The organism is Arthrobacter sp. 05T47, from assembly GCF_056395825.1.
Genome location: NZ_JBFTKG010000030.1, coordinates 1 through 13,355, shown reverse-complemented (window position 1 = coordinate 13,355; position 13,355 = coordinate 1). Strand labels below are relative to the sequence as shown.

Below are 13,355 nucleotides of genomic sequence, written 5' to 3'. Positions count from 1 at the left end.
TGCTTACGCTTCTTCCTTGGTGAGGCCGGTGCTGAGGTCTTTCGTCAAGGAGGCTACAGCATCSACGCCGCCGTCCCGGATGGCCGCGACGAGGGCGGTGCCCACAATCACGCCTTCCGCATATTCGGCGATCTCGCGGACCTGACCGGCGTTGGAGACGCCGAGGCCCACGCAGACGCGTTCGGCGCCCGCGGCGTGTGCGGCGGCKACGACATCCTTGGCGGCGGAACTGACCGAGCTACGGGCGCCGGTGACGCCCATGATGGAGACGGCGTACACGAAGCCGCGGCTYGCGTCGACRGTGCGCTTCATGCGTTCCGGAGAGGACGAGGGAGCCACCAGGAACACCCGGTCCAGTCCGTACTTGTCCGAGGCGGCGAACCATTCGGCAGCCTCGTCGGGGATGAGGTCGGGCGTAATCAGCCCCGCTCCTCCGGCCTCGGCCAGGCGGCGGGAGAACTCGTCCACGCCCATCCGCATCACCGGGTTCCAGTACGTCATGACCAGCACYGCGGCGTCGGTCTTGCTCGTGATGCCGCGGACGACGTCGAAGACCTCCCGCACGTGGAAGCCCTTSGCGAGGGCCTCCGTGGTGGCCGCCTGGATGACCTGGCCGTCCATGACGGGGTCGGAGTAGGGGATGCCGATCTCGATGAGGTCGGCGCCGTTCTCKGCAAGGGCGATGCCGGCGGCRATGGTGGCTTCAACGCTCGGGTAGCCGGCCGGCAGGTAGCCGATCAGGGCKGCCCGGCCCTGGGYGMGGGCRCGGTCAATGGCCGCGGCCGACTTGCTGCTGGACTGGTCGACTGCCTGGTTGGCATCGTTTGCGGTACTCACAGCTGTTCCCCCTCTTTGGCGATTTCCGCTTCCGGTGAATCCTCGGCCAGCAGGTCGAACCATTCGGCGGCCGTGGCCACGTCCTTGTCGCCGCGGCCGGAGAGGTTCACGAGCACGATCTTGTCTGACGCTTTGCCTGCGGCGGCTTCTGCGGCGAGCCGCTGCCCCACCTTGATGGCGCCGGCSAGGGCGTGGGCAGACTCGATGGCCGGGATGATGCCCTCGGTGCGGCACAGGAGGCGGAAGGCCTCCATGGCTTCGCTGTCCGTGATSGGCTCGTAGCTGACCCGGCCGATGTCGGCGAGGTAGGAGTGCTCGGGGCCGACGCCCGGGTAGTCCAGGCCGGCCGAGATCGAGTGCGACTCGATGGTCTGGCCGTCGTCGTCCTGCATGAGGTAGGAGCGGGCGCCGTGCAGCACGCCGGGCTTGCCGAGGGTGATGGTGGCCGCGTGGCGCCCGGTTTCGACGCCGTCGCCGCCGGCYTCGAAGCCGTAGATCTTGACCGAGGGGTCATCGAGGAAGCCGTGGAAGATGCCGATGGCGTTGGAGCCGCCGCCAATGCAGGCACAGACGGCGTCCGGAAGCCGGCCGGCCTGGTCCAGGATCTGGGCCCGGGCCTCCTCGCCGATCACTTCGTGGAAGTAGCGGACCAATGCCGGGAACGGGTGCGCGCCGGCGGCGGTGCCCAGCAGGTAGTGCGTGTTGCCCACGTTCGCGACCCAGTCGCGCAGGGCCTCGTTGATGGCGTCCTTGAGCGTCTGGGATCCGTTGGTCACGGGGATSACCGTGGCGCCGAGGAGYTCCATCCGGGCCACGTTGAGTGCCTGCCGGCGGCAGTCCTCCGCGCCCATGTAGACCACGCACTCMAGGCCTAGGAGGGCAGCGGCGGTGGCGCTGGCAACACCGTGCTGACCGGCACCGGTCTCGGCGATGACGCGGGTTTTGCCCATCCGCTTGGCGAGCAGCGCCTGTCCCAGGACGTTGTTGATCTTGTGCGAGCCGGTGTGGTTGAGGTCTTCGCGCTTGAGGAAGATTCGCACCCCGCCGGCGTGTTCGGCGAAGCGCTTGGCCTCGGTCAGCAGCGACGGCCGGCCGGAGTAGTTCTTGTTCAGGTCGGCGATCTGGGCGATGAACTCGGGATCGGCCTTGGCCTTCTCGAAGGTGTCCTCGAGCTCGTCCAGTGCCGCGATGAGCGACTCGGGCATCCACCGGCCGCCATAGTTCCCGAAGTAGGGCCCCGGGGCGTGCCGCAGGGACTGTTCACCCTGTGCGGGGTGCTCCTGGGGGCGACCGCCCTGCAGGAACGCGTCCACGGCACTTTCGTCAGAGCCGGCTGCTGGCGCATCGACCATCAGTCTCACCATCCTGTTCCACTGCTAGCTTTGGGGATCTGCAGACGAGATCCGCTCATTGTCCGGGCAGTTGCGGGCCCGGTACCGCTTTCGGTCCGGACGCGGGCGCCCGGACCGGCAGGCTCAGGCGCGGGCGGCGATTGCCGTTGCGCCGGCAGCCATGAATTCTGCGATCCGCTCGCGGGGCGTCGCGTCGCTGACCAGCGCCTCGCCGACCAGGACTGCGTTGGCGCCGCGGGCCGCRTAGTGCCTGACGTCCTCGACGTCGCGCACACCGGACTCGGCAACCACGAGCGCGCCGGCGGGAATGCCGCCGGCCAGCTCCGCAAAAACAGAACGGTCGACGTCGAGCGTCTTGAGGTTGCGCACGTTGACGCCGATGATCCGGGCTTCCGCGGCGACTGCGCGCTCGATCTCCTCGGCCGTGTGGGTCTCCACGAGCACGTTCATGCCGAGCTCGCGGCTGAGGGCCGTGAAGTCCCGCAGCTGGGCGTCCGAGAGCGAKGCCACGATCAGCAGGATCAGGTCGGCACCGTGGGCSCGGGCCTCCCAGATCTGGTACTCGTCAATCATGAAGTCCTTGCGCAGCAGCGGGATATCCACTGCKGCCCGGACGGCGTCGAGGTCGGCCAGCGAGCCGCCGAAACGGCGCTCCTCGGTCAGGACACTGATCACGGCGGCCCCGCCGTCGGCGTACTGCGCGGCGAGGGACGCGGGATCGGCGATGTCCGCGAGGCGGCCCTTGGACGGGCTGCGGCGYTTGACCTCGGCRATCACCTTGAGTTGGTCCCGGGTGCYKGASGTTCCGCCCAGGGCRGYCCAGGCGTCACGGGCCGGCTTCGCAGCGGCRGCGCGCTCCTTCAGTTCCGCAAGTGTGACCAGACGCTGGCGCGCCTGCATATCCTCCCTGACACCGGCATTGATGTCGTCGAGAACGCTCACGCTCAGTGGCCGGAGTTCTTCAGCTTGCTGCCGCCGACGCCGTAGCCGGCCTTGCGCATGGCCCAGCCGGCRAGCAGGCCGATCACCATGATGGCGGCGCCCGCSACRAAGATCGGGGTGTTGGCGATSACGAASGCGATGGMYGCRATGAGGGCGCCKAYCAGCATCACGATCACGSAGGTCCASGCSGCCGGGCTGTTGCCGTGACCCGGCGCTTCGCTGTGATCGACGTCGTCGTAGACGCCCTTCGGCGCAGCGGACGTGGATGCGGAAACAGTGGCTTTGCTCATTGAAATCTCCTCAGGATGAATACTGCTTACATTCTGCCATTTTTTGGCGGGCGTTATTGGCCGCGGCATAGGCTTAGGTGGGGTCGTCACCGCGGGACAGGCGGTCCCAGCTCTCGATCTCGTCCGCGGGGGCGGCCGGCGCTGTGCCACCAGCTGCGGTTCCGCCGGCGGCGGCCGCGTCATATTTGGTGCGGCTCTTCCAGTAGCGGCCGGCCGGCACGATCGCCAGGGCGCTGAGCCCCAGCAGTGCGCCGGCGACGACGGCGATCACGGGGAACACCGTCACGTCCACCTGGACGCTGCTGCCGCTGATCCCGGTGGCGGCCGCGATCGATCCCTGCGCMGCGGACAGCGGGTCCGCCAGYACGACGGCTGCCGCGGCGACGATGCCCACGGCCGCGAGCAGGATGATCGCCGTGATGACCCAGCGGGACACCCGGCCGGCGATGGAGGCAGCGAGGCCGCCGGCSAGGGCAACGAGGGCCAGGGCCGTGACGGTGGTCGCGGCCTTGCTGCCCTGGACCTGCAGGCCGTCCTGGCTGGCCACGGCCGCGCCGAGCTGGGTGGGGTCCAGGTGCACCGTAAGCCAGGTCTGGGTGGTGGTCCCGAACACGGCCAGCGCCAGGGCGGCGATCACCAGGACMAGGGTGGACTTGCGGGCCCARCCTGGGACTGCGGGTCGYGTGGTGGTCTTMACGGTGTTTTTRGCRGTGGCTTCCGGCTGCTCCATCAGTCCTCCGCTCCGGCGTCGGGCGCTGAGTCGATGACGGCGTCAGCGGTGATGTTGTGCAGCGAACCGGCGGTGTGCACGGCGCGGAGCGGGGCRGCGGCCTTGTTGACGGTTTCCTGGGCCTCGGTGGGGTTGACCGAATCGGCCACGATCCCGCCGCCGGCCTGCACGTAGGCGCGCCCTTCCCGGAGCAGGGCCGAACGGATCGCGATCGCCATGTCCATGTCCCCGGCGAAGTCCAGGTACCCGACCACGCCGCCGTAGATGCCGCGCCGGTGCGGTTCCAGCTCGTCCAGGAGGCGCAGGGCCCGCGGCTTCGGGGCMCCGGAGAGGGTGCCGGCCGGGAAGGTTGCCTTGAGRACGTCGTAGGCCTTGGCGGCCGGGGCCAGCTCGCCGACCACGGTSGAGACGAGGTGCATGATGTGGCTGAAGCGTTCCACCTCCATGAACTGGGTGACGTCGACAGAACCTGCGACGCAGACCTTGGAGAGGTCGTTGCGGGACAGGTCGACCAGCATCAGGTGCTCGGCGCGTTCCTTCTGGTCCGCCAGCAGTTCCTCGGCCAGGGCCTTGTCCGCCTCCACCGTCTTGCCCCGCGGCCGTGAGCCGGCGATGGGGTGGGTGATGACCTCGTCCCCGGTCACGGTCACGAGCGCCTCCGGCGAGGAGCCGACGATCGTGTACTCGCGGCCCGCGGCGTCCTCGAAGCTGAAGAGGTACATGTAGGGGCTGGGATTGGTGTTCCGCAGGACCCGGTAGACGTCGAGGGGGTCGGCGCCGCATTCCATTTCGAAGCGGCGTGAAATGACCACCTGGAAGACCTCGCCGTCCACGATCGCTTCCTTGCCGCGGTCCAGGGCGGCSAGGTACTCGGATTCGTCCCAGCGTTCCTGCACGCTCGACGCGAAATCCAGKGCSGCSGTYTCSAGCACGGAGACCGGCTGCTCCACGGGGCGGCTGATCTTCTCCAGCAGGGCTTTCACGCGGGCRACGGCGTCATGCCAGGCCTCGTCGACGCGCTCGGTGCTGTTATCAAAGTTGATGGCGTTGGCGATCAGCAGGACGGTGCCGTCCATGTTGTCGTGGACCGCCATGTCCGTGACCAGGTTGAGGGCCATCTCCGGGAGTTTGAGGTCATCCTCCGGCGGGCTGGTCAGTTTCTCCCAGTGCCGGACGGTTTCCCAGCCCAGGAAGCCGACCAGACCGGAGGTGAACGGCGGGAGCCCGTCGAAGCGYTCGGTGCGGAGGGCCGCGACGGTGTCACGGATGGCGTCCACCGGGTTGCCGTCCAGCGGCACGCCGACYGGGGGCTGGCCCAGCCAGTGCGCGTTGCCGTCCTTGGTGGTCAGGGTGGCACGGGAGCGGGACCCGATGAAGGAGTAGCGSGACCAGGATCCGCCGACGGCCGCAGACTCCATCAGGAACGTCCCGGGCTGGCCCTGGGCGAGCTTGCGGTAGAGCCCGATCGGGGTTTCGGCGTCAGCCAGCACCTTGAGCCGGACGGGGATGACGCGGCTGTGGCCCGCGAGTTCMCGGAACTCYTCSAGGCTGGGGCTGATGATTCCRAGGTCCTGCATGGCTGTGCTTTCCGCCTGTTCTTTAGGGGGACCTGTCACCGGATCCGGTGATGGGATCCTGCCTGGGTCCGGTTCGTGAAGCTTGTGGAAGCGCCGGGGGCGCCTAGCCTGCGTGACCGACGACGGCGTCGAGCTCGCGGCCGTCGAAGCAGGTCCGGGATCCGGTGTGGCAAGCCGCGCCCACCTGGTCAACCCGGACCAGCAGGGCGTCGCCGTCGCAGTCCATGGCGAGCGACTTGACCCACTGCACGTGCCCGGAGGTGTCGCCCTTGCGCCAGTACTCCTGGCGGGAGCGCGAGTAGAAGGTCACGCGTCCGGTCGTCATGGTGCGGTGCAGTGCCTCGTCATCCATCCAGCCCAGCATCAGCACCTCATGGGTGTCGAACTGCTGGACGATCGCGGCCACCAGGCCGGCGCTGTCGCGTTTGAGGGCGTCGGCAAGTCCGGCCGGAAGGGGGCTCGCCGACGCTGCCGGCTCAGGCTGCGTCGAAACGCTGTTGGCGGGCGTGTTGGCGGGGGCGGGCTGCTCAGACATCAGATCAAGTCTAGTGCCTCCGGGCAGGCTGCCGGCCTGCGGGTCCGCCCGCCGCTTAACACTGGCGCGCCAATGGGGCTGMTTGCCGYRTCCACCCGCCCGATGACGGTGCCGGGCACGGTCATGGCGGCGATTCCTGTGCCCACGCACGGCAGTCTCGTGCTAGTTTCACAAGTGATGCATTTCGTCGAACCGTCCCGAGAAGTCCTGGCCGAAACCCTGCTGGCGGCCGGTCCCGATGCTGCCACGCTCTGYGCRGGTTGGCGCACCCGCGATCTTGCCGCGCACYTGTACCTCCGCGAGCGAAAAATCGCCGTCGGACTGGGCCTCATGTTCAAACGCCTGTCCAAGGCCTCKGACCAGGCGACGGCCCAACTCGCGGGCACGCTGAAGACCCCCGAGGACTACGCCAAGCTGGTCAACGACTTCCGYGCCGGTCCCCCGGCGTTGTCGCCGCTGCGGATCAAGGCCCTGGACGAGAGCTCCAACCTGATCGAGTATTTCGTGCACACCGAGGACGTCCGCCGCGCCGTGGACCGCTGGGCCCCGCGCGCCCTCGACCAGGAGTACTCGGACGCCCTGTGGGATGAGCTGGTCAAGCGGGCAGCCATCCTGTACCGCGGCGTGGATCTGGGCATYGTGCTGGTCAGTCCGTCCGGCCCCAGGCACGTGGCCAAACGGGCCCCCGTGTCGGTGGCCATCGTCGGCGAGCCGGGCGAACTCCTCATGCACGCGCACGGCCGCACCCGCCACGCGCTCGTGACCTTCGAAGGCCAGCCGGACGCCGTCGCGCTCCTGCAGTCCGCCGAAGTCGGGCTCTAAACGCGTCGGGCTCTAAACCAAACAACGCGGGGTCACCCAGCGCCCGTAATCCCCTCCGGGATGGGCGCTGAGTGACCCCGCGTTGCTTTAAGCGRGTGGCTYAGCGGACCTCGAAGCCGGCCTCGCGGATYGCGGCCTTGACCTGGGCGATCATGTCGAGGGGCCCGAAGTGGAAGACCGAGGCCGCCAGGACAGCGTCGGCGCCTGCGGCCACTGCCGGCGGGAAGTGCTCGGGYTTGCCGGCGCCGCCGGAGGCGATGAGCGGGACCTTGACCCCAGCCCTCGCCAGGCGGATCAGTTCCAGGTCAAAGCCGTCCTTGGTGCCGTCGGCGTCGATCGAGTTGAGCAGGATTTCRCCCACCCCGCGGTCGGCCGCCTCCTTTGCCCACGCGATGGCATCGATTCCGGTCCCCTGCCGTCCGCCGTGYGTGGTCACYTCAAAGCCCGACGGCGTGGGCTCTGAGCCSGGGCGCGTGCGCCKGGCGTCGAGGGAAAGCACCAGGACCTGGGAACCGAAGTGCCGGGTGATCTCGTCGATCACATCCGGCCGGGCCACGGCCGCGGTGTTGATGGCAGCCTTGTCCGCCCCGCAGCGCAGGAGTTTGTCCACCTCCGCGACGCCGCGGACGCCGCCGCCGACCGTCAACGGGATGAAGACTTCCTCGGCGGTGCGGCGGACGACGTCGAACGTGGTCTCCCGGTTGCCGGAGGAGGCAGTGACGTCCAGGAAGGTCAGCTCGTCGGCGCCGCTGTTGTCGTAGCGGTGAGCCAGTTCCACCGGGTCCCCGGCGTCGCGCAGGCCTTCAAAGTTGATGCCCTTGACCACGCGGCCGGCATCGACGTCGAGGCACGGGATGACGCGCACGGCAACAGTCATGACTTCTCCTGGTGTTTGCTGGAGGGAGGTGGCGGGTGGATGCTCAGATGCGGCAGGCGTGGATGCTGCTGACCAGGATGGCGCGGGCGCCGAGGTCGTAGAGCTCATCCATGATCCGGTTGGTTTCCCGCTTGGGGACCATGGAGCGGACGGCCACCCAGTCCGAATCGCGCAGCGGCGAGACGGTGGGCGATTCCAGGCCCGGAGTCAGTCCGGCGGCCTGTTCGACAAGTTCCTTGCGGATGTCGTAGTCCATCAGCACATACTGTCGTGCCACCAGGACGCCCTGAAGCCGGCGGATCAGCACCTCAGTGGCCGGGTTCTGCTCGCCCTTGCGGCCGATCAGCACCGACTCGGAATTCAGGATCGGCTCGCCGAAGATTTCCATGCCGGCAGCCTTGAGCGTGGTGCCGGTCTCGACGACGTCGGCAATSGCGTCCGCGACGCCGAGGCGCACGGAGGATTCCACGGCGCCGTCGAGGCGGACCACCTTGGCGTTGATGCCGCGCTCGGCCAGGTAGCCGCGCAGCAGTCCGTCGTAGCTCGTGGCGAGGCGCTTGCCCTCGAGCTCGGCGACGGTGGTGAAGTCGCCTACCGGGCCGGCGAAGCGGAACGTGGACGCGGCGAAGCCCAGCGGCAGCARTTCCTCCGCCTCGACCTCTGCGTCGAGGAGCAGGTCGCGGCCGGTGATGCCGACGTCGAGCGTTCCCTGCCCCACGTACACGGCGATGTCGCGCGGGCGCAGGAAGAAGAATTCAATGTCGTTGTCCGGGTCCACCATGACAAGCTCGCGGGTGTCGCGGCGCTGGCGGTAGCCTGCCTCGGCCAGCATGGCCGCGGCAGCTTCGGACAGGGATCCCTTGTTYGGGACGGCAACTCTAAGCATGGGAAAAGTCTCTCTTGGGTGTGGAAGTCTCTGTGGGGGCACATCGGCCACGCGGTGCACGGGATCCGCCAGGGAAGTCATGGCGGWTTCCGGTGCGGGCGCGGCTACAGATGCTTGTAGACGTCTTCCAGRGTGAGTCCTTTGGCGAGCATCAGAACCTGCAGGTGRTASAGCAGCTGCGAAATTTCCTCRGCKGCRGCYTCATCGGATTCATACTCGGCAGCCATCCAGACCTCGGCTGCTTCCTCCACGACCTTCTTGCCGATGCCGTGGACTCCGGAATCCAGTTCGGCGACGGTGCGGGAGCCYTCCGGGCGGRMGGCTGCCTTYTCACTCAGTTCTGCGAACAGCGACTCGAAATTCTTCACGCCCCCAAGCCTACTTGCTCCCGGCGCGGGAACRCCTGCCGGGCCGTTGCATGACGGACGGGATGTGAGGCACTACACAAAACACAGCCGGCGCGGAAYGCCAGGGTGGCCTCCGCGCCGGCWCTKGCTGGAGCCTGGGTGCTCAGCCGAACTGCTTGAGGGTCACTGCCGTGGCCAGGGCAGCGGTGACCGCCTCGTGGCCCTTGTCCTCGGTGGATCCCGGCAGGCCGGCCCGGTCGATCCCCTGCTGCTCGGTATCGCAGGTCAGCACGCCGAAGCCCACGGGGACACCGGTGCGGACGCTGACCTCGGTCAGGCCCAGGGTGGCTGCCTCGCAGACGTATTCGAAGTGCGGCGTGCCGCCGCGAATGACGACGCCGAGCGCCACGACGGCGTCGAAGTGCGGTGCCAGGCGGGCCGCCGCGACGGGGAGTTCAAAGGTGCCGGGGACCCGCAGGACGGTCGGTTCGCTGATGCCGGCGTCCTTCGCGGCGCGCAGGGCGCCGTCGAGCAGTCCGTCCATGATTTGGGTGTGCCAGCTYGCGGCCACGATGGCCAGTTTGAGCTGCGAGGTTTCCTCGGGCTTGAAGGTGCTGAGGTCGATCTGGGGGGCGCCGTGGCCGCTCATWGGTTAATCCTTGCTGTTGGGTCTAGGTGGGTGGGACGGCCCGAGGGGCCACCCGGTCAGTCGTGGTCRGGCTCGAATCCGGCCATTCCGGCGGCCGGCGCGGGTTCACCGTCCAGGACCAGGCGGTGGTCCATCCGGTCCTTCTTGGTCTGCAGGTAGCGGATGTTCTGCTCGCGCGAGGGAACCTCGGTGGGGACCATCTCCACTACCCTGACCCCTGCCYGGGCGAGCCGGTCCTGCTTGTCCGGGTTGTTGCTCAGGAGCCGGATCTCATGGAGGCCCATCTCTGCRAGGATCTGGGCCGCGGCYTTGTAGCAGCGCGCGTCGACCGGCAGCCCRAGCTGYTCGTTGGCCTCCACGGTGTCAAACCCGGCTTCCTGCAGGGCGTAGGCCTTCATCTTGTTCGCCAGGCCGATCCCRCGRCCYTCCTGGCCRCGSAGGTACAGCAGYGTGCCGCCGAGTTCGTTGATYAGCTCGAGGGCATAGGCCAGCTGCTCGCCGCAGTCGCAGCGGTAGGAACCGAACACGTCGCCKGTGAGGCACTCGGAATGGAGGCGGACCARCGGGGCCTGGCCGTCAGTGGGGGGCATCGGCGAACTGACCGCCAGGTGTTCCGCGCCGGTAGCCAGGTCGGTCCAGGCCTGCGCMACGAAATTGCCGAAGGCGGTGGGCAGCTGGACGATGGGTCCTGCGCTGACCGGATGCGGTTGGCGCGCCATGGGCATMTCTTCTCGGGTCTTCGAAGTCGTCACTTTTTCTCCTCCATCAGACGGGGTCCGTTGCGTGGCTGCCGTGCTGCCCCGCCTCGAGGTAGGCCACCAGATCCGCAATCGAAATCAGGGGGCAGCCATGCTCGATGGCGAAGCCACGCAATCCGTCCAGCCGCATCATTTCTCCGTTGTCGTACACCAGCTCTGCTATCACTCCCACGGGCTCCAGGCCCGCCAGCCGGCACAGGTCCACKGCCGCCTCAGTGTGGCCGGGACGTTCCCGCACTCCCCCCTTAACGGCGCGGAGGGGGAAAACATGCCCGGGACGGGTCAATGATTTCGGCTGGCTTTGCGGGTCGGCCAGGATCCGTGCCGTCAGGGCGCGGTCCGTGGCGGAAATTCCGGTGCTGACACCCACCGCSGCGTCGCAGGAMACGGTGTAGGCGGTGCCCTTSGCGTCCTCATTGACAGCCACCATCGGCGGCAGCGCAAGGGCGTCGGCGCGGTCGGCGTCSAGCGGTACGCAGATCACACCGGAGCTGTARCGGACCGTCCAGCCCATCAGCTCCGGGGTCGCGTGYTCGGCGGCGAAGATGATGTCGCCTTCGTTCTCGCGGTCCTCGTTATCCACCACCAGGACCGGCCGTCCGGCKGCCAYGGCGCTGATGGCGTCCTCGATCGGGTCCAGGCCTACCCGGCCGGCATCTGGGGTGGCTGCAGCTGGGGTGGCTGCGCCGAGCGCCTCTGCCAGGCCGTGGGCGGGATCTTTGACGCGGCTCATTTCGTGGCCCCTTCCGAGRGTGCTGCCTCGCCTGCGGGCACSGCGGCTGCTKCTGCGGCAGCGTCGGGCGCCCGGTGCGCGGCGGGGCCGGTTCCGCCGGCAAAGGACAGGAGGCGTTCGGTGTACTTGGCCAGGACGTCGACCTCGAGGTTGACGTGGCCGCCGACTGCCTTCTGGCCCAGCCCGGTTTCGGCCAGGGTKGTGGGGATCAGCCCCACTTCGAACCACGGTGCCSGATCGTTGGCCGGGCTCACAGTGGTAACGGTGAGGGAGACGCCGTCCACGGCGATGGAACCCTTTTCGGCGATGTAGCGGGCCAGTCCGGCCGGCACTCCAAACCGGAGCCGGTCCCAGTTGCCGAGGCCCTCGCGTTCCAGGAGCCGGCCGACGCCGTCGACGTGCCCCTGGACCACGTGGCCGTCCAGCCGCCCGCCGGCGGGCACGCAGCGTTCCAGGTTGACCGGATCGCCGGCGSTGAGTTCCCCGATGGTGCTGCGGTCAAGGGTCTCGCCCATGACGTCGACGCTGAAGTCCCTGCCGTCGATCTGCGTGGCGGTRAGGCAGACACCGTTGACCGCGATGGAACCGCCCAGGGCGAGGCCGTCCGTGGTGCCGGGCGCGTGGAGCCGAACGGTGGCGCTGTCCCCGTTGCGTTCAACGGAGAGCACCTTTCCCTGCTCGGCGATAATTCCGGTAAACATCAGTTGCCTCCTGCGGCGGTGTCCGCGCCGGTGCGGTGCGGGGTTGTATCGGATGAAGTAGGGGTGGCGGCCGSGACRGCCGCGGTGGCTGGCGTGGCCGGGGCGGCTGCCGTGGCCGGGCGAAGATGCAGCCGGAGGTCGCGGCCGAGGGMCTGGACGGCACCCCCGGAGGCCGGGTCCCATTCCCAGTGTTGGGCGTCGGCCAGGGTGGCGATGCCAAGGTCCTCCAGGGCCGCGGTGCCCGAGCCAAGGAGCGTCGGCGCCAGGTAAACGATGAGCTCGTCGACCAGGCCCGCCGCAAGGAACGCGCTCAGCACGCGGGAGCCGCCCTCCACCATGAGGTGCCTGACCCCGCTGTCGAACAGCTGGTCCAGGGCCTCGCGCGGGTCGCGGGTGGCAAGGTGCAGGACGTTGCCGTCTGCMCCGTGGATGGCGGCGTCCTCGGGAATCCCCCGGTACCCCATGACGGCGCGCAGCGGCTGTTTGCCGGCCGCCTCGCCGTCGGCGTTCCGGGCCGTAAGCCGCGGGTTGTCGACGAGGACTGTCTGGGTGCCCACCAGGATCGCGTCAATCCTGCCCCGCAGKGCGTGATTGTCSGCGAGCGACTCCGGGCTGGAGATCCACTGGCTGGTGCCGTCGCTGGCGGCGATGCGGCTGTCKAGGGTCTGCGCGATGTGCAGGGTAACGAAGGGCCGTTTGGCGTCGACGGCGTCGAACCAGCGCCGGTTCAGGTCMAGTGCGGCGTCGGCGGCCAGCCCGGAGCGGACCCGGACGCCCGCGGCGCGGAGCGTCACGGCGCCGCCGGCGGCAGGATCGTGGGGGTCRTCRATGGCATAGATGACGTCGGTGATGCCGGCGTCGATGATGGCCTGGGCGCAGGGGCCGGTCCGGCCGCAGTGGTTGCAGGGTTCCAGCGTCACCACCATCGCGGCGCCGCGCAGGTCCTGGCCCGCCGCCGTCGCCTGGGTGATGGCATCAGCCTCGGCATGCGCGGTCCCCGCTCCCCGGTGGTAGCCGGTGGCGAGGTGCGTTCCGTCGGGCCCCATAAGGACGGCGCCTACGAGCGGGTTGGCGCCCCGAGGGCCCTTCGCGGCGGCGGCGAGGGCATCCTGCATCGCAGCAATTTCGGCAGCGCTGAATTCGGTGATGGCATCAGCCGCGGCATGCGCGGTCCCCGCTCCCCGGTGGTCGCCGGTGGCGAGGTGCGTTCCGTCGGGCCCCATAAGGACGGCGCCTACGAGCGGGTTGGCGCCCCGAGGGCCCTTCGCGGCGGCGGCGAGGGCATCCTGCATCGCAGCATTTTCGGCAGCGCTGAATTC

Annotated in this window: 16 protein-coding genes; 1 reads left to right on the top strand and 15 read right to left on the bottom strand. The window is 68.9% G+C overall.

The annotated features are described in order from the left end of the window. Positions 1 to 3: 3 nt before the first annotated feature. The 7 genes from trpA to hisI all read right to left on the bottom strand — a co-directional run bounded on the left by trpA (position 4) and on the right by hisI (position 6,263). Positions 4 to 837 (bottom strand): tryptophan synthase subunit alpha, encoded by an 834-nt coding sequence (gene trpA, locus AC1DEY_RS17640; protein WP_476869087.1) that lies wholly within the window; start codon positions 835 to 837, stop codon positions 4 to 6. Then, positions 834 to 2,189: a tryptophan synthase subunit beta gene (gene trpB / locus AC1DEY_RS17635; protein ID WP_476869086.1), complete on the bottom strand. Its 1,356-nt coding sequence runs from the start codon at positions 2,187 to 2,189 to the stop codon at positions 834 to 836. Before trpB ends, trpA begins: the two co-directional genes overlap by 4 nt. Before the next feature lie 123 nt (positions 2,190 to 2,312). Then, a complete protein-coding gene (gene trpC, locus AC1DEY_RS17630) occupies positions 2,313 to 3,131 on the bottom strand; it encodes an indole-3-glycerol phosphate synthase TrpC (protein WP_476869085.1) in 819 nt (272 codons plus the stop codon). Between the two features lie 2 nt (positions 3,132 to 3,133). Further along, entirely contained in the window at positions 3,134 to 3,421 is a 288-nt protein-coding gene (locus AC1DEY_RS17625) for an HGxxPAAW family protein (protein WP_476869084.1), read from the bottom strand. A 73-nt stretch (positions 3,422 to 3,494) separates the two neighbouring features. Beyond that, a complete protein-coding gene (locus AC1DEY_RS17620) occupies positions 3,495 to 4,151 on the bottom strand; it encodes a Trp biosynthesis-associated membrane protein (RefSeq protein WP_441409817.1) in 657 nt (218 codons plus the stop codon). Then, the gene (locus AC1DEY_RS17615) at positions 4,151 to 5,728 is read right to left on the bottom strand and encodes an anthranilate synthase component I (RefSeq protein WP_476869083.1); all 1,578 of its coding nucleotides are present in this window, start codon (positions 5,726 to 5,728) and stop codon (positions 4,151 to 4,153) included. The genes AC1DEY_RS17620 and AC1DEY_RS17615 overlap by 1 nt, the downstream gene beginning before the upstream one ends. A 103-nt stretch (positions 5,729 to 5,831) precedes the next feature. Continuing rightward, positions 5,832 to 6,263 carry a phosphoribosyl-AMP cyclohydrolase gene (gene hisI / locus AC1DEY_RS17610; protein WP_441409819.1) on the bottom strand — a complete coding sequence of 144 codons (432 nt, stop codon included), beginning with the start codon at positions 6,261 to 6,263 and terminating at the stop codon, positions 5,832 to 5,834. 177 nt (positions 6,264 to 6,440) lie between these two features. Here hisI and AC1DEY_RS17605 point away from each other — a divergent pair, with 177 nt between their 5' ends. Next, complete coding sequence (locus tag AC1DEY_RS17605; protein ID WP_476869117.1) at positions 6,441 to 7,085, top strand: TIGR03085 family metal-binding protein; 645 nt, start codon at positions 6,441 to 6,443, stop codon at positions 7,083 to 7,085. 100 nt (positions 7,086 to 7,185) lie between these two features. Here AC1DEY_RS17605 and hisF read toward each other — a convergent pair whose 3' ends face one another. The 8 genes from hisF to ribD all read right to left on the bottom strand — a co-directional run bounded on the left by hisF (position 7,186) and on the right by ribD (position 13,151). Continuing rightward, positions 7,186 to 7,962 carry an imidazole glycerol phosphate synthase subunit HisF gene (gene hisF / locus AC1DEY_RS17600; RefSeq protein ID WP_390203010.1) on the bottom strand — a complete coding sequence of 259 codons (777 nt, stop codon included), beginning with the start codon at positions 7,960 to 7,962 and terminating at the stop codon, positions 7,186 to 7,188. A gap of 43 nt (positions 7,963 to 8,005) precedes the next feature. Further along, positions 8,006 to 8,848: an ATP phosphoribosyltransferase gene (hisG, locus tag AC1DEY_RS17595; RefSeq protein ID WP_476869082.1), complete on the bottom strand. Its 843-nt coding sequence runs from the start codon at positions 8,846 to 8,848 to the stop codon at positions 8,006 to 8,008. Positions 8,849 to 8,952: 104 nt separating this feature from the next. Next, complete coding sequence (locus AC1DEY_RS17590; RefSeq protein ID WP_476869081.1) at positions 8,953 to 9,216, bottom strand: phosphoribosyl-ATP diphosphatase; 264 nt, start codon at positions 9,214 to 9,216, stop codon at positions 8,953 to 8,955. Positions 9,217 to 9,358: 142 nt separating this feature from the next. Continuing rightward, entirely contained in the window at positions 9,359 to 9,844 is a 486-nt protein-coding gene (gene ribH, locus AC1DEY_RS17585) for a 6,7-dimethyl-8-ribityllumazine synthase (protein ID WP_223985920.1), read from the bottom strand. Positions 9,845 to 9,900: 56 nt separating this feature from the next. Beyond that, on the bottom strand, positions 9,901 to 10,563 hold the full coding sequence (gene ribA / locus AC1DEY_RS17580; RefSeq protein WP_476869080.1) for a GTP cyclohydrolase II: 663 nt from the start codon (positions 10,561 to 10,563) through the stop codon (positions 9,901 to 9,903). Between the two features lie 46 nt (positions 10,564 to 10,609). Continuing rightward, a complete protein-coding gene (gene ribB, locus AC1DEY_RS17575; RefSeq protein ID WP_476869079.1) occupies positions 10,610 to 11,335 on the bottom strand; it encodes a 3,4-dihydroxy-2-butanone-4-phosphate synthase in 726 nt (241 codons plus the stop codon). Further along, entirely contained in the window at positions 11,332 to 12,036 is a 705-nt protein-coding gene (locus tag AC1DEY_RS17570) for a riboflavin synthase (protein WP_476869078.1), read from the bottom strand. The genes ribB and AC1DEY_RS17570 overlap by 4 nt, the downstream gene beginning before the upstream one ends. Beyond that, entirely contained in the window at positions 12,036 to 13,151 is a 1,116-nt protein-coding gene (gene ribD / locus AC1DEY_RS17565; RefSeq protein ID WP_476869116.1) for a bifunctional diaminohydroxyphosphoribosylaminopyrimidine deaminase/5-amino-6-(5-phosphoribosylamino)uracil reductase RibD, read from the bottom strand. Before ribD ends, AC1DEY_RS17570 begins: the two co-directional genes overlap by 1 nt. Positions 13,152 to 13,355: the final 204 nt, after the last annotated feature.